This window comes from Aureimonas psammosilenae (assembly GCF_009176975.1).
In the GTDB taxonomy this organism is placed as follows: domain Bacteria; phylum Pseudomonadota; class Alphaproteobacteria; order Rhizobiales; family Rhizobiaceae; genus Plantimonas; species Plantimonas psammosilenae.
On record NZ_WEZG01000004.1, the window covers coordinates 100072 to 116516 of the forward strand.

A 16445-nucleotide genomic window follows, 5' to 3' on the forward strand; every position below is an offset into this window, starting at 1 on the left:
GCCGACGCCCGACGGGATCAGGCTGTCGGTCGCAAGGCAAAGGCGCGGGCGACGCTCCCCTCCCCTTGGCCTCAAGTGGCAGGCCCCGCCGGCACGAGATGGGAAGCCGTCGCCGCGCTTCCCGTGACCGCCCGCTCGGTCAGCCGCCGATAGGTCGCGAGCGCCTGCCCCACCACCTGGTCCATGTTGTAATAGCGATAGGTGGCGAGGCGCCCGACGAAGCTCACATCCGGCCGCTCGCGCGCCAGGGCCTCGTAGCGCCGGTAGAGCGCCTGGTTCTCCTCGCGCGGCACCGGGTAATAAGGCAGCCCTTCGGCGCAGGGGAACTCGTATGAGATGCTGGTCTTGGCGTGCACCTGCCCCGTCAGGTGCTTGTATTCGGTGATGCGCGTCTGCTTCACGTCTTCGGAAGGGTAGTTCACGACGCCGACCGGCTGGAAGCGCTCGCGGTCGTGCGTTTCGTGCCGGAACTGGAGGCTGCGATAAGGCAGCTTGCCGAAGCGATGATCGAAGAACTCGTCCACCGGCCCGGTGAAGACGGTGTGGGCGACATCGAGCACGTCGCGCACGTCGCGATAATCGACCCCGAGCCGCAGGGTGATGTTCGGGTGATCCAGCATCCGCTCGAACATCGCGGTGTAGCCGTCCGCCGGCATCGCCTGGAAGCGATCCTGGAAATAGCGGTCGTCCGCGTCGCACCGGGTCGGCACGCGGGCCGTGACGGAGCGGTCGAGCTCGGACGGGTCGAGGCCCCATTGCTTGCGCGTGTAGCCGCGAAAGAAGGTCTCGTAGAGTTCGCGCCCGACGGTGGACACCACCATGTCCTCGGCGGTACGGATGTCGGGCAGGTTTTCGGCGCGGGCCGCAAGAAAGCTTGTGGTTTCCGCGTCGCTTCGAAGGTCGAGGCCGTAAAGGAGGTTCAAGGTGGTGCGGTTGATCGGCATCGGCACGAGCCGTCCCCCGACATCGGCCAGAACGCGGTGCTCGTAGGGGCGCCAGCGGGTGAAGCGCGACAGGTAGTCCACGACGCTTTCGGCGTTGGTGTGGAAGATGTGCGGCCCGTAGCGATGAACGAGGATGCCCGCCGCGTCGCGGTGGTCGAAGGCGTTGCCCGCGAGGTGGTCGCGCTTGTCGATCACAAGGACGCGCTTGTTCGAGCCCTCCGCCAGCCGCTCGGCCAGCACCGCCCCGGCAAAGCCCGCGCCGACCACGAGAACGTCGAAGTCCTCATGCGACGCCACCGGGCGACGCGAGGGCGCGGCGTCGTTGGCGGGCTTGGCGCGCGCGCTTCGATGGGCCGCGACGCATTCGCCGAGGATCGCGGCCATTTTCGCCTGCGTCCTGTCCCAGGAGATATCCGCGATCGTCCGGTCCGCTTCGTCCAGCCAGTCGCCGTCCCGGCCGAGCCTCAAGGCCGCCTCGCAGGCCGCGACGAAACCGGCGGCGTCCGGCGCAATGGCGCAGCCCTTTAAGCTCCCGTAATGGCGTTGGACATCCGCGATCGGCGTGGACACCACGGGCTTGCCGCCCGCCAGATATTCCGGCGTCTTGGTGGGGCTGATGAAGCGCGTCGCCTCGTTAATGGCAAAGGGCATCAGGGCGACGTCCCAACCGGAAAGGTAAGCCGGCAATTCGCCGTAGCTCCGTCCCCCCAGCCAATGGATGTTGGGCGCGCGCGGCAACTCGTTCGGGTCGATCTTCACCACCGGCCCGAGCATCACGAGGCTCCAGTCCGGGCGAAGTCGGGCGAGATCGGCGATGAGGGGCAGATCGAGACGCTCGTCGATCACGCCATAGAAGCCGAGGATCGGCCCCTTCAACCCAGCCTGATCGGCGGGCGCGGCAAGATCGCTTCCGCGCGCCCGGCGGAAATGGTCCGCATCCACCGCCGAGGGGAAGGGGTGGATGTTGGCATGGCGGTGGCGTTTGGCCTCGTAAAGGCTCCAGCCGCCGGTGAAAACGGCATCGGCCCGCCTTAGGAGCTCGGACTCACGCTCCAGAAGGCGCGGATCGGCGAAGCGGAAGGCCGAAAGCTCGTCCATGCAGTCGTAGACCACGGCGGCCGCCGGAAGGTCGCGGGCAAAGCCGAACATCATCGGCGTGTAGAACCAAAAAACCGGCTCGCCTTGAACGGACGTGTCGATCAGCATCGCGAGGAGATCGCGCAAGCCCGCTTCCCGCTCGGCCTCGCTCCACCAATGCGGCAGGCGCGGGCGCAGCGCGATGACACGGTCGGCCGGGAAGGGATGATATTCGAGGTAAGGCAGAGGATGGTCGCAGGGAATCCATTCCTCGAAGAAGAACACCTTCCGGCCTTCCGCGAAGCGGCGCATCAGATGCTGCGGGCGCTGCGTGACGAAATCCCAGCGAAGATGCGAGAAGCAGATGATCGGCGCTTCGCCGTGAAGACCCGGATGATTGTCGCCGGAACGCGGCTTCGTGGGGGCGGAACCGTCGATCGTCGCAGCCGGCAATGGTGATCCCTCGTTTGAAAAAGTCATGGCGCTTCCGCCTGCCGGGCGGCGGCGAACCGTGGGGGCAGAAGCGCGGCAAGGCGTTCCGCCGTTTTCGGCCAGATCCAACGCTCGAGCACGGCCTGCCTCGGCTGGAAGGTGTCGATGTCGTTCAGGGTGGCGACCAGCGCCGCGCCGAAATCTTCCGCAGAGGCCGTGCGGCCCGTCTCGGACGTGATGAACTGAAGGCCGCAGGACAGCTTCTCGTTCGCCAGAACCGGCAGGCCGGCGAGCATGTATTCGGTGAGGATCGCCGGCGCGCCGTCGTCGACGCCGCAAACGACGCCGACCCGCGCCTGGTTCATCAGGGTGTTGACCTCGGCAAAGGACACGCCCGGCGGCCCGACGAACTCGACATCGAGATCGCGGCTCGCCGCCTCGCGGCGAAGCTCTTCGCCCATCTCGCCATAGCCGAAGACGCACAGGCATTTCAGGCGGCGCGGCGCGTCGGCGAGCGCGTCGAAGAGAATGTCGTGGCGCTTGTACTTCTGCGCCGCCGCGACATAGACCACGTCGTAGCGCTTCTCCCCGCCCAAGGGCCGAAAGGTCTCCGGGTCGGCAAATTCCGGCCCGATCGGCATGATCGCGGTCGCGGTGCCGGGCAAACGCGCCTCCACCTCGTCGGACTGCCATTGAGCCCCCGTCAGAACGAGATCGAAATGCCTGCCGACCTCGTTCGGTACGCGAAGCGCGGGCGCGTCGATGGAATTATAGATGCGAAAGGAGCGGGAACAGGCGGCGAGCACCGCCTCGTCCACCCCGAGCCCGAGCACCACCAAAATGTGCGGTGCGCCGAAGGCTTCGATGAAGCGCAGCATATGGGTGGAGGCAAAGGGCGCGCGCTCCTCGTCCAGCCGGAACACGCGGCGCGTCAGCCAGGGCGTTTCGGCTTTCGCCGGCGGCACGTGGAGCGAGCGGGCGTGATGCCAGATCTCGGCATGGTCCGCCCATCCGGCCCGCACCATCGCCAAGGGCAGGCGCTCCAGATAGCCGCCCGTCACGGCCACCGCCTCCCGCTCGGCCTGCAGCATCCGATGGCCACGACCGAAGGCGCCGGGCAGATGCTCGCCGAGATCGGGTTCCTCGTGCGGCGGCTCGGTGAGGCCGTGCGGCGGCCAGCCCTCGACCAGATCGCCGATCACGACGATCGATGGACGCTCGGTCAAACGCGGATTCTGGAAAGGCATATTCGCGTTGATCAAGGGAGAAGAAAACCGCACGTAAGGTTGATCGCTTCGCGGCCCTGCATGGCGGCTTTCGCAGGCTTGAAGCTACCGCTTCTTCCTTGGCTTGCCACGCATTTAGGGTCTCATGCGTCCAAAGGTCCTATTCTACCTCGGCGCGAAACGGTTTCCCGCCCAACAAACGTCGATTCGGCTGTTGCCTAAAATTCCTGCATGGGCAAAATAAAGGCAATGGAGCCCAGGCCGCTGACCATCCTCGTAATCGACGATAACCGTGCGCGCAGTGCGGTGATCGAGGCCGGACTACGCGAAGCGGGACATGCACAAGTGCGGGTCGTCGCCGACATGCTGGGGCTGGTGCGCGAAATCGAGTCCTATGCGCCCGACGTCATCGTGGTGGATCTGGAAAACCCCAACCGCGACCGGCTGGAGCAGTTCTTCCAGGTGTCGCGCACCGTGCGCCGGCCGATCGCCATGTTCGTGGACCGCTCCGACGCCGAGGCGATGGAAGCGGCGATCGCGGCCGGGGTGTCGGCCTATGTGGTGGACGGGCTGCGCAAGGAACGGGTGAAGCCGATCCTCGACATGGCGATCCTGCGCTTCGAGGCCTTTTCGCGGCTGGAGCGGGAACTCGACCAGGCGCGCTCGGAACTGGCCGAGCGCAAGGTGATCGAGAAGGCAAAGAAGATCCTGATGCGGATGCGCGGGCTCTCCGAGGACGACGCCTACAAGCTTCTGCGCACCACCGCCATGAACGAGAAGAGGAAGCTCGTGGACATCGCCGCAAGCGTCGTCACCGCCGCCTCGCTGCTCAGCGGATGAACGGCTCGATGAACGACGACCAGACCTTCGAGGCAACGCGCGTGGTTCGCGCCGGCTTCATTCCGCTTCTCGACGCCGCCGTGCTCATTGCGGCCGCTGCGAAAGGCTTCGACCGCGAGGAAGGGCTGGCGCTCGATCTCGTGCGCGAGGTGTCCTGGTCGAACATCCGCGACCGCCTCGCCTTTCGCCAGTTCGACGTGGCGCACATGCTCGGACCGATGGCGATCGCGTCGCAACTCGGCCTCGGCTCCAATCCCTATCCGGTGATCGCGCCCTTCGCGCTCGGCCAGGGCGGCAATGCCGTGACCCTCTCCGTTCCGCTGTTTGCCGCCATGCGCGACGCGGCGGGCGCAGATTTCCGCGACGAACCCAAGGCCCATGCCAGGGCTTTGAAGCGCGTGGTGGAGCGGCGACGGGTGGCCGGATCGCCGCCGCTCGTCTTCGGCGTCACCTATCCCTTTTCCTCGCATAATTACGAGTTCCGCTTCTGGATGGCCGAAGGCGGGATCGATCCCGACCGCGACGTGACCATGACCGTGGTGCCGCCGCCCTTCACCACGGACGCCCTGAAGGCCGGGGCCATCGACGGCTTCTGCGTCAACGCGCCCTGGAACGTCTTGGCGGTGGAAGCGGGCATCGGGCGCATCGTGGCGGTGAAGGCCGACATCGCACCTTCGTCGCCGGAAAAGGTGCTGGGCGTCAGGCCGGACTGGTGGGCGGAAAACGAGGACACCGGCCATCGCCTCGTCCGGGCGCTCCACCGCGCCGCCCATTGGTGCGCCGAATGCGCCAACCACGCGGAACTCGCCGCCATCCTGGCCAAGCCGGCCCATGTCGGAGGCTCGGCCGAAACGATCCTGGCGGTGCTGTCGGGCCGGCTCGCCGTCGACCCGGACGGCACGGTGCGCGACATCCCGAACTATCTGCGCTTCCATGGCGAGGGCGTGAACCGCCCGGCAAGCGCCGAAGCGCGCTGGGTCTTCGGCCAGATGGCGCGCTGGGGCCAGGTGCCGCTCGATGAAACAAGCGCGCACCGCGCCGGTCTCGCCTTCCGGCCCGATCTCTTCGACCGCGCGCTTGGCCGGGCGGATGCAGGGATCGCAGGGGAAGAAACGAGCTTCGATCCAAGGCGGATCGCGACAGACCTCGAAGCCTTCGCGATCCGCCACCCGATGGGACAGGGTCGGCCGGATGAGGGTTTGGAATAGGCGCATCCATGCCTGTTCCCTGCGATCATGTTGCGCTGCACAGCATTTGGTCGCCCGATCGCGAAATGGGCAGCGGGTCCGCACACGATAAAACACATATAGGACAGCGCTTTAAGACGCTTATTGCCTAGTTATTAGGCCTGCCCTCTGCGCAACATTTGGACTTTCAAATCGCTCCAAACTGGGGCTTAATCGCCATTGTGCCCGTCAACGAGGACGAGGCGCAACGAGCTTCGAGTGAAGCTTCTCAAGACATCGACGTCGCGTGACCGCTCTCGCGTCCCTCCATCGGGACCGATCGAGCCCGATCGCTCGCGTCCGACCTTTTCCGCCGCTCTTCCATTCACCGATCCCGACCGAAGGACCGTTCATGTCCGACCTGCCCAAGACCGATCTCAGCCGCCGTCGCTTCCTTCACGCGACCGCCATGACGGCCGCGCTGTTTTCCGGCCTCGGCGCAGCCTTCCCGCGCGGCGCATTCGCTGAAGGCTCCGGCCCCGAGACCACCAGGGCGGTGCTCGGCTTCATCGCGCTGACCGACGCCGCGCCCCTCATCGTCGCCAAGGAAAAGGGCTTCTTCGCCAAGCACGGAATGCCCGATGTCGAGGTGGTGAAGCAGTCCTCCTGGGGCACGACGCGCGACAATCTCGTGCTCGGCTCGGCGGGCTCAGGGATCGACGGCGCGCATATCCTGACGCCCATGCCCTACCTGATGAGCGCGGGGAAGATCACGCAGAACAACCAGCCGGTGCCGATGCAGATCCTGGCGCGGCTCAATCTCGACGGACAAGGCATCTCGGTCGCCAAGGCCTATGCCGATCAGAAGGTCGGGCTCGACGCCTCGGCGCTCCGGGAAGCCTTCGCCGCCAAGAAAGCCGCCGGCACCCCGGCCAAGATCGCGATGACCTTTCCAGGCGGCACGCACGATCTCTGGGTGCGCTACTGGCTGGCGGCTGGCGGCATCGACCCGGACAAGGATGTCGAGACCATCGTCGTGCCCCCGCCCCAGATGGTCGCCAACATGAAGGTCGGCACCATGGACGCCTTCTGCGTCGGCGAACCGTGGAACGCGCAGCTCGTGGAACAGGGCATCGGCTATACCGCGCTCACCACCGGTGAGCTTTGGGCCAAGCACCCGGAAAAGAGCTTCGCCATGCGCGCCGACTGGGTGGACAAGAACCCGAAGGCGACCCTCGCCCTTCTGATGGCGATCCAGGAAGCCGCGCAATGGGCCGACGACATGGCCAACAAGGACGAGCTGGCCGCCATTCTGTCGAAGCGCGCCTGGTTCAACGTCAAGGCCGCCGATATCGGCCCGCGCATGAAGGGCGTCTTCGACTACGGCAACGGCCGCGCGACCGAGAACTCGCCGCATTTCATGAAGTTCTGGCGCGACCACGCCTCCTACCCCTTCGCCAGCCACGACGCCTGGTTCCTCACCGAGGACATGCGCTGGGGCAAGCTGGAAGCTGCGACCGACGTGAAGGCGACCGTCGCACGCGTCAATCGCGGCGATCTCTGGCTGGAAGCGGCCAAGGCTCTGGGCGTGTCGGACCTGCCGGCCTCGCCCTCGCGCGGTGTGGAGACCTTCTTCGACGGCAAGGTCTTCGATCCCGAGAACCCCGCCGCCTACCTCCAAAGCCTCGCGATCACCCGCATCGCCTGACGCAGCCCGCTTCTTCGCCGGAGACGTTTTCCATGTCCCAGACCGCCTTGAAGACGCCGCTCGCGCCCGAAACGCGCACCGCGAATGCGGGCCCCAAGGTCGTGGCGCTCCGCCGCCCCGGCATGGGCTCCGCCGAGCGCCTGCGGCGGCTGGTGGCCCAAGTCGGCGGAACGGTTCTGCCGCCGCTCGTCACCCTCGCCCTGCTTCTCGGGCTCTGGCAGCTTTTGTGCAGCGGCGGCACGTCGGCGCTTCCCGCGCCGAGCCAGGTCGTTTCGGACAGTTGGGAACTCATCGCCCATCCGTTCTACACCAATTCCGGCAACGATGTCGGGCTCGGCTGGCAGATCTGGGCGAGCCTCCAGCGCGTGGCGCTCGGCTATGCCTTGAGCGTCGTCGCCGGCATCTCGCTCGGCGTCCTCGTCGGGCAGTCGGATCTCGCCATGCGCGGCCTCGACCCGATCTTCCAGGTTTTGCGCACCGTGCCCCCGCTCGCTTGGCTGCCCTTGTCGCTCGCCGCCTTCCAGGACGGTCAGCCGAGCGCGATCTTCGTGATCTTCATCACCGCGATCTGGCCGATCATCATCAACACGGCGGTGGGCATCCGCAACATCCCGCAGGATTATCGCAACGTCGCCAAGGTCCTCCGCCTGTCGCCGCTCGAATTCTTCGCCAAGATCATGATCCCGGCGGCTGCCCCTTACATCTTCACCGGGCTTCGCATCGGCGTCGGCCTGTCCTGGCTCGCGATCGTGGCGGCCGAGATGCTGATCGGCGGCGTCGGCATCGGCTTCTTCATCTGGGACGCCTGGAACTCGTCCCTCATCTCGGACATCATCGTGGCGCTCGTTTATGTCGGCGTGGTGGGCTTCGTGCTCGACCGGATCGTCGCCCTGATCGGCCGCCTCGTCACCCGCGGCACCGCGGCCGCGTGAAGGAGGCGGAATCCATGAACGCCATTCAGAAACCCTTCCTGTCGATCGAAGGCGTGACCAAGGTCTTCCGGCGCGGCAGCGCCACGACCGAGGTGCTGCAGAACATCGGCCTTTCGGTCGCCAAAGGCGAATATGTCTCGATCATCGGGCATTCGGGCTGCGGAAAGTCGACCCTCCTCAACATCGTCGCGGGGCTGACGGACGCCTCCACGGGCGGCGTCATCCTCGAGGGCCGCGAAGTGCGCGAGCCCGGCCCCGACCGCGCCGTGGTGTTCCAGAACCATTCGCTCCTACCCTGGCTCACCGTCTACGAGAATGTCGCGCTCGGCGTCGACAAGGTCTTCGGGCGCACGAAGAGCCGCGCCGAGCGCCGCGAATGGGTGATGAAGAATCTTGAACTCGTCCATATGGGCCACGCCAAGGACAAGCGCCCGTCCGAGATTTCCGGCGGCATGAAGCAGCGCGTCGGCATCGCCCGCGCGCTCGCCATGGAGCCGAAGGTCCTTCTTCTCGACGAGCCCTTCGGCGCACTCGATGCCCTGACCAGAGCTCATCTCCAGGACGAGGTGATGCGCATTCAAACCGAGCTCGGCACCACCGTCATGATGATCACGCACGACGTGGACGAGGCGGTGCTCCTGTCGGACCGCATCGTGATGCTGACCAACGGTCCTTCGGCGCGCATCGGCGAAATCCTCGACGTGCCCCTGCCCCGCCCGCGCGAGCGCATCCGCCTCGCGACCGACGCGACCTATCTCAAATGCCGGCAGGCGGTCCTGAAATTCCTCTACGAGCGCAACCGCTTCGTGGAAGCCGCATGATGCCTCAGAAACTCGTCGTCGTCGGCAACGGCATGGCCCCGGGCCGCATGCTGGAGCGCTTGTTCATCGAGGCGCCGGGCACTTTTGACGTCACCATCTTCAATGCCGAGCCGCGCGTGAACTACGACCGCATCATGCTGTCGCCCGTTCTGTCCGGCGAGAAGCGTTTCGAGGACATCGTGATCCATGGCGACGGCTGGTACGAGCGCCACGGCGTCACGCTCCTGAAGGGCGAGCGCGTGGTGTCGATCGATCGCGACGCCCGCACCGTCACCTCGGCGGCGGGCACGGTCGCGCCCTACGACAAGCTCGTCATCGCCACCGGCTCGGTGCCCTTCGTTCCCCCGATCCCCGGTTCCACCATGGCGGGCGTCCTCACCTATCGCGATCTCGACGATGTCGAAGCGATGATCCTCGCGGCGCAGTCGGGAACGAAAGCCGTGGTGATCGGCGGCGGGCTGCTCGGGCTGGAAGCCGCGGCCGGTCTGAAGGCGCAGGGGCTCGACGTGACGGTGGTCCACCTGATGCCGACCCTCATGGAGCGCCAGCTCGATCCCGCCGCCGGCCGGCTTCTGGCGGCGGCCTTCGAAGCGCGGGGCATCACGGTTCTCACCGGCGCGAACACGAAGGCCGTGCGGGGAGAGACCCATGCCACCGGCGTCGAACTCGCCGACGGGCGCGTGATCGAGGCGGGGCTCGTGGTGATGGCGGTCGGCATTCGGCCGTCCGCGACGCTCGCGAGGGAGGCCAGACTCGCGGTCGGTCGCGGCATTCTAGTCGACGCCCACATGCGCACCAGCGATCCCGACATCCTGGCGCTCGGCGAATGCGCCGAGGTGGACGGCCGCGTCTACGGGCTCGTCGCCCCACTCTACCGGATGGCGGAGGTCGCCGCGCAGAGCCTTCTGGACAGGCCCGGCGAGCCTTTCCACCATCTCGATACCCCGACCAAGCTGAAGGTGTCGGGAATGGACCTTTATTCGGTCGGCGACTTCGCTGAGGGCGAAGGGCGCGAGGAGATCACGTTCGAGGATGCGGCGGTCGGCGTCTACAAGCGCCTCGTGGTGGAGAACGGCCGGCTCGTCGGCGCGGTTCTCTTCGGAGAGACCGGCGACGGCGGATGGTTCTCCGATCTCGTCGGGAAAGGCGCGCCCATCGCCGACATGCGCGAGGCGCTGATCTTCGGCAGCGCCTTTGCCCCCACACCGATGGCGGCCTGACTCCCATGCGCGCCGAGCCGAACATCAGCGCCACCGTCCGCACCACCTGCCCTTATTGCGGTGTGGGCTGCGGCGTTCTGGCTTCCCCAGGCGGCGACGGCTCGGTCGCGATCGCCGGCGATCCGCACCATCCGGCCAATTGGGGACGCCTTTGCTCCAAGGGCTCGGCGCTCGGCGAAACGCTGGCTCTGGACGAACGGCTTTTGGCCCCGCGCATCCACGGGCGCGACGCGGAATGGGACGAGGCGCTGGACCTAGTGGCGCAAAACTTCTCGCGAGCGATCGCCGAGCACGGGCCCGACTCCGTCGCCTTCTATGTGTCCGGCCAGCTTTTGACGGAAGACTACTACGTCGCCAACAAGCTGATGAAGGGCTTCCTCGGCTCGGCCAATATCGACACCAATTCGCGCCTTTGCATGTCCTCCTCGGTGGCGGGCCATGTGCGCGCCTTCGGCTCCGACACGGTGCCCGGCACCTACGAGGATCTGGAGGAAGCCGATCTCGTGGTGCTCGTCGGCTCCAATCTCGCCTGGTGCCATCCGGTTCTTTATCAGCGCCTTTGCGCCGCCAAGGCCGCGCGGCCGGAGATGAAGGTGGTGCTGGTGGATCCGCGCCGCACCGCGACCGCCGATCTCTGCGATCTCCATCTCGCCCTCGCGCCGGATGCCGATGTCGCGCTGTTTTCCGGTCTCCTGGCGCATCTCGCCGATACGGGTTGCGTGGATGAGGACTTCGTCGCCGAACATACCGAAGGGTATGGCAAGGCTCTGGAAGCCGCGCGCCAGTGGGACATACCGCGCCTCCTCGCACGCTCGGGCCTCCCTGAGGCCGACATCCGCGCCTTCTTCGCGCTTTTCGCGGGCTCGGAGAAGGTCGTCACCGTCTACAGCCAGGGCGTCAACCAGTCGGCCGAGGGCACAGACAAGGTGAACGCGATCATCAACTGCCATCTGGCTTGCGGCCGGATCGGGCGTCCGGGCACGGGGCCTTTTTCCGTCACCGGCCAGCCCAACGCCATGGGCGGGCGCGAGGTCGGAGGCCTCGCCAACATGCTCGCCGCCCATATGGCGATCGAGAACCCGGACCATCGCGCCCTCGTGCAGGACTTCTGGCAGAGCCCCGCGATCCCCGAGAAGCCCGGCCTGAAAGCCGTCGACCTTTTCCGCGCCGTCGGCGAGGGGCGGATCAAGGCGCTCTGGATCATGGGCACCAATCCGGTGGTGTCCATGCCGGAGGCCGACAGCGTGAAGGCGGCGATCGAGAACTGCCCCTTCGTGGTCGTGTCCGACGTGATGGCCCGAACCGACACGCTGGACCTCGCCCATGTCGCGCTGCCCGCCGCCGCCTGGGGCGAGAAGAACGGCACGGTGACGAATTCCGAGCGCCGCATCTCGCGCCAGCGCCCCTTCCTGCCGCTGCCGGGACAAGCGCGGCCGGACTGGTGGATCGTGACGCAACTCGCGCGCCGCATGGGTTTCGGCGCGGCCTTCGCTTATCGAAACGCGGCCGAGATCTTCGCTGAACATGCACGCCTGTCGGCGACCGAGAACGCCGGGCAGCGCGACTTCGACCTGTCCGGTCTCGCCGATCTCGATGCCGAAAGCTACGAGACGCTGGCTCCGGTGCAATGGCCGCTGCGTGCGGACGGGTCGACGCAAACGCGCTTCTTCGCCGATGGCGGCTTCTTTCGCCCGAACGGACGGGCGCTCTTCGTCGTCCCGCGCGTGGCCGGGCCAGCGGTGCCCAAACCCGGCTTCGTTCTCAACAGCGGGCGCGTGCGCGACCAGTGGCACACGATGACGCGCACCGGCCTGTCTGCCCGGTTGTCGGCCCATGTGCCGGAGCCCTATGTGGAAATTCACGCCGAAGACGCGGCACGGCTCGACTTTCGCGGCGGCGACATCGCGCGCCTTTCCTCCGCGCACGGGGAAGTGCTCCTGCGCTGCCGCGTGACGCGGGACGTCGCGCCCGGCTCCGTCTTCGCACCCATGCACTGGAACGCGCGGTTCGCCTCGAAAGGGCGGATCGGCGCGGCGATCGAAGCGCGGGTCGATCCCGTTTCCGGCCAACCCGCGCTGAAAGCCTCGCGCGTCGCCGTTGAACCCTATCCGGCCGCCTGGCACGGCTTCGCGGTCTGCCGCGAGCGCCCCCCGGGAGACCTCGCCGACTATGCCGCCATCGCGCGCACCGACGGCGGCTGGCGGGTGGAACTCGCCGATGCCGGCCCTTGCAATGCGGATGCCCTGATGCGCAGGCTCCTGGCTTGCGAGATCGCGGAGCCCTTCGCGAAATATCGCGACGAAGCCGCCGGCGCCCATCGCCTCGCCGCCTTCGATGGCGAGCGCTTGTCTGCCGCCTTATGGGTCGCGCCCAAACCCCTTCCCGTATCCCGCTCCTTCGCCGCCGCGCAGCTCGCGAGCCCGAGGCTGACCGCCCTCGACCGGATGCGGCTTCTGGCCGGTCGCGGCCGCGCGGATCGCCCCGATCCGGGGCGCATCGTCTGTTCCTGCCTTCAGGTCGGGGTGAACGACATCGCGCGCGCCGCTGCCAAGGGGGCGGGAACCGTCGCGGCAATCGGCGAGGCGACGAAGGCCGGCACGAATTGCGGCTCCTGCCGAGCCGAGATCGCGGCGCTTCTCGCCTCGCGGCCGCTCGCTGCCGCGACAATCGGAACCATCGCATGACGGAGCTTCACACCATGGGCGAGGCCTTCTCATCCGAACAACGGCGCTGGCTGGAAGGTTTCGCGTCGGGCGCGGCCGCGGTGAAGACGCTACCCGCTCCCGCGACCCAGGCCGAGCCGGCGGGGCCGGACGCGGACATGCTGAAATCGCAGAACGCGGCACTGGCGCGCGGCGCCAAGCTCGCCGATCAGGAAAAGTGGAAGCGCGAGGAGCATCCGCTGGAAGCCTACGGCCGGTTGAAGCGGGAAGCGGAAGGGGGCGCCAAGCCCAAACCCGCCGACAATTTCCGCTGGCGCTACCACGGCCTTTTCCACGTCGCACCCGCGCAGGACAGCTACATGTGCCGGATGCGCATCCCGAACGGCATCCTGAAGCACTGGCAATTCGCCGAAATCGCCGGGATCGCCGAGCGCTTCGGCGGCGGCTATTCCCATGTCACGACGCGCGCCAATCTCCAGATCCGCGAGATCAAGCCCGAAAACGGCGCCGCCCTTCTGGAAGCGCTCACCGATATCGGCGTCGTGTCGCGGGGCTCGGGCGCCGACAACATCCGCAACGTCACCGGCTCGGCGAGCGCCGGCATCGACCCGGCCGAGCTTCTCGACACGCGGCCCCACGCGCGCGACTGGCACCACCACATCCTGAACTCGCGCACCATGTACGACCTGCCGAGGAAGTTCAACGTGTCCTTCGACGGCGGCGGCGTGATCCCGACGCTGGAAGACACCAACGATATCGGCTTCCAGGCGGTGGAGGTGCTGCCCGGCGCGCCCATTGAGCCCGGCATCTGGTATCGCCTGATGCTCGGCGGGATCAGCGGCCACAAGGATTTCGCGCGCGACACGGGCGTCGTCCTGAAGCCCGCCGAGGCGGTGGCCGTGTCGGATGCGATCATCCGCGTTTATCTCGAACACGGCGACCGCACCAACCGCAACAAGGCGCGGCTGAAATACGTCCTCGACGACTGGGGCTTTCCCCGCTTCATCGAAGCGGTGGAGGAAAAGCTGGGGCAGAAGTTCGCGCGCGTCGAAACAGCCTTCGTCGCCCCCCGCCCCGTTCACGACCGGCAGGCCCATATCGGCGTCCACAAGCAGAAGCAGCCGGGCCTCAACTGGATCGGTGTCGTTCTGCCGACGGGCCGCATGACGGGCGAGGAGATGCGCGCGGTGGCGGCAATCGCCGGCGCGCTCGGCGACGGCGACGTGCGGCTCACCGTCTGGCAGAACCTGATCCTGTCGGGCGTGCCCGACGACAAGGTGGAGGAAGCCAAAGCGCGGATCGTCGCCGCCGGGCTTCACTGGACGACAACGGCGGTGCGCGCCGGCCTCGTCGCCTGCACGGGCAATCGCGGCTGCAAGTTCGCCAATGCCGACACGAAGGGCCATGCGCTCGCCATCGCCGACCATCTCGACGCCAAAGGTTTCGATGTCGACCAGCCGGTCAACATCCACCTCACCGGCTGCCCCAATAGCTGCGCCCAGCATTATATCGGCGATATCGGGCTGCTCGGCGCCAAGGTCACGGTGAACGAGGACGGCGATCAGGTGGAAGGCTACCACCTTCATGTCGGCGGCGGCTTCGGGGCGGAGGCCGGCATCGCCAAGGTGATCTATCCCGACCTCAAGGCCAAGGACTTGCCGCGAACGGTGGAGAAGCTCCTCAAAGCCTATCTCGCGAACCGCGCGACCGGCACCGAAAGCTTCGCCGCCTTCACGCGGCGCGTCGAGGCCGATCAGTTGAAGACCATGGCGGAGATAACCGCATGACGATCCAGACCCCCGTTATTCCCCGCATCGCGATTCCCGAAACCGCGCCCTTCTCGCCCGAACAGCGCGAATGGCTGTCGGGCTTCTTCACCGCCGCCCTGGTGCCGCTCGCGCCCGCCGGCGCGGTCAGCGACATCGCCGGGCTCGGCGAGGCCGGCAAGGCCGACGGCCCGGTTCTCGCCGACAACGACGCCGCGCCCTGGCACGACCCCTCGATGCCAGCGCCCGAGCGCATGGAACTCGCCAAGGGTGCCGCCCCCGCCCCGCGCCTGATGGCGGCCATGGCGCAGCAGGATTGCGGCCAATGCGGCTACAATTGCGCCGACTACGCCAACGCGATCTTCCTGAAGACGGAAGAACGGCTGAACCTTTGCGTTCCGGGCGGCAAGGAAACGCTCAGGCTCGTCAAGCAGCTTGTCGCCGACCTGCCCGATGCGGGCGGCGCGAAGGCGGACGCCCCGCCGGTCAAGCTCGCCCCCGCCGAGCCGGGGGCCAAACCGATGGACGCCGCCGGCACATCCCGCGACAACCCCGCCGCCATCACCTTCCTGTCGCGCCAAAGGCTGAATGCGGAGGATTCCGATAAGGAAACCTTTCATGTCGAGTTCGACATTTCGGACTCGCCCTTGTCCTACCGCGTCGGCGATTCCTGCGGCATCTTCGCCACCAACGATCTCGGCTATGTCGACCAGATCATCGCCATGCTCGGCTTCGCGCCGCGTACCGAAATCCGGGGCCGGACCCTGCGCGAGGTGCTGACGGAAGAGGTTTCGCTGGGAGCCGCGCCCGACGCCCTGTTCGAACTCTATTCTTATCTCCTGGGCGGCGCGGCGCGCGACAAGATGCGGGCGCTGGCGCGCGGGGAGGACCCGGACGGCGACGCCGCCCTTCTCGACGTCTTCGCCGTGGTGCAGAAGTTCCCCCAAGCCCGCCCGCACCCGGAAGCCTTCGTGGAAGCGCTGGAGCCGCTGCAGCCGCGCCTCTATTCCATTTCCTCCTCGCCGAACGCCACGCCCGGCCGCTTGTCCTTGTCGGTCGATGCGGTGCGCTATCTCGTGGGCAAGCGCAAAAGGCTGGGCGTCGCTTCCACCTTCATCGGCTCCCGCGCGAAGCCGGGCGAACGGGTGCGCGCTTATATCCAGAAGGCGCATAATTTCGCCCTGCCGGCCGATCCGAACGTGCCGATCGTCATGGTCGGCCCCGGCACCGGCATCGCCCCCTTCCGCGCCTTTCTCCATGAGCGGCAGGCAATCCGGGCGCCGGGGCGCAACTGGCTGTTCTACGGACATCGGCATGAGGGGAAGGACTTCTTCTACCGCGACGAACTCGAAGCCATGCGACGAGTGGGGCACCTCTCCAACCTGTCGCTCGCCTGGTCGCGCGACGACGGTGAAAAGGTCTATGTGCAGGACCGCATCCGCGAGAACGGCGCCGAACTCTGGCGCTGGCTCGAGGAAGGCGCGCATTTCTACGTCTGCGGCGACGCCAAGCGCATGGCCAAGGACGTGGAAGCGGCCGTGGTGGACCTCACCGTCCGACATGGGCAGAAAAGCGCCGCCGACGCCGCCGACTTCGTGACCGCCCTGAAGAAAAGCGGCCGCTATCAAGCCGACGTCTACTGACCGACCT

At 67.0% G+C, this 16445-nt stretch carries 10 protein-coding genes and 1 pseudogene; 9 read left to right on the forward strand and 2 right to left on the reverse strand.

From position 1 onward, the window contains the following. Positions 1-71: 71 nt before the first annotated feature. Both glf and F9929_RS09210 read right to left on the reverse strand, forming a co-directional pair. Entirely contained in the window at positions 72-2333 is a 2262-nt protein-coding gene (gene glf / locus F9929_RS09205) for a UDP-galactopyranose mutase (protein WP_152046527.1), read from the reverse strand. Between the two features lie 164 nt (positions 2334-2497). Next, positions 2498-3679 carry a glycosyltransferase family 4 protein gene (locus tag F9929_RS09210; protein WP_235919157.1) on the reverse strand — a complete coding sequence of 394 codons (1182 nt, stop codon included), beginning with the start codon at positions 3677-3679 and terminating at the stop codon, positions 2498-2500. A 249-nt stretch (positions 3680-3928) separates the two neighbouring features. Between F9929_RS09210 and F9929_RS09215 the strand changes: the two genes are divergently transcribed. The 9 genes and pseudogenes from F9929_RS09215 (at position 3929) to F9929_RS09255 (ending at position 16438) form a co-directional block, all read left to right on the forward strand. Beyond that, positions 3929-4519, forward strand: coding sequence for an ANTAR domain-containing response regulator (locus tag F9929_RS09215; protein WP_152046273.1), 591 nt, complete (start codon positions 3929-3931; stop codon positions 4517-4519). Positions 4520-4527: 8 nt separating this feature from the next. Beyond that, on the forward strand, positions 4528-5727 hold the full coding sequence (locus F9929_RS09220; protein ID WP_235919158.1) for a CmpA/NrtA family ABC transporter substrate-binding protein: 1200 nt from the start codon (positions 4528-4530) through the stop codon (positions 5725-5727). A 427-nt stretch (positions 5728-6154) separates the two neighbouring features. Then, positions 6155-7393, forward strand: a complete 1239-nt coding sequence (locus F9929_RS09225) for a CmpA/NrtA family ABC transporter substrate-binding protein (RefSeq protein WP_235919186.1) — start codon at positions 6155-6157, stop codon at positions 7391-7393. A gap of 32 nt (positions 7394-7425) precedes the next feature. Further along, on the forward strand, positions 7426-8325 hold the full coding sequence (ntrB, locus tag F9929_RS09230) for a nitrate ABC transporter permease (protein WP_152046276.1): 900 nt from the start codon (positions 7426-7428) through the stop codon (positions 8323-8325). Positions 8326-8339: 14 nt separating this feature from the next. Next, positions 8340-9146 carry an ABC transporter ATP-binding protein gene (locus F9929_RS09235; protein ID WP_152046277.1) on the forward strand — a complete coding sequence of 269 codons (807 nt, stop codon included), beginning with the start codon at positions 8340-8342 and terminating at the stop codon, positions 9144-9146. Continuing rightward, a pseudogene (locus F9929_RS09240) lies at positions 9146-10363 on the forward strand (NAD(P)/FAD-dependent oxidoreductase); the annotation flags it as partial. The gene F9929_RS09235 and the pseudogene F9929_RS09240, both read left to right, overlap by 1 nt. 8 nt (positions 10364-10371) lie before the next feature. Then, a complete protein-coding gene (locus F9929_RS09245) occupies positions 10372-13050 on the forward strand; it encodes a nitrate reductase (protein ID WP_152046278.1) in 2679 nt (892 codons plus the stop codon). A gap of 14 nt (positions 13051-13064) precedes the next feature. Continuing rightward, positions 13065-14816: a NirA family protein gene (locus F9929_RS09250; protein WP_152046530.1), complete on the forward strand. Its 1752-nt coding sequence runs from the start codon at positions 13065-13067 to the stop codon at positions 14814-14816. Beyond that, positions 14813-16438, forward strand: coding sequence for a sulfite reductase subunit alpha (locus tag F9929_RS09255; protein WP_152046279.1), 1626 nt, complete (start codon positions 14813-14815; stop codon positions 16436-16438). The genes F9929_RS09250 and F9929_RS09255 overlap by 4 nt, the downstream gene beginning before the upstream one ends. Positions 16439-16445 lie beyond the last annotated feature (7 nt).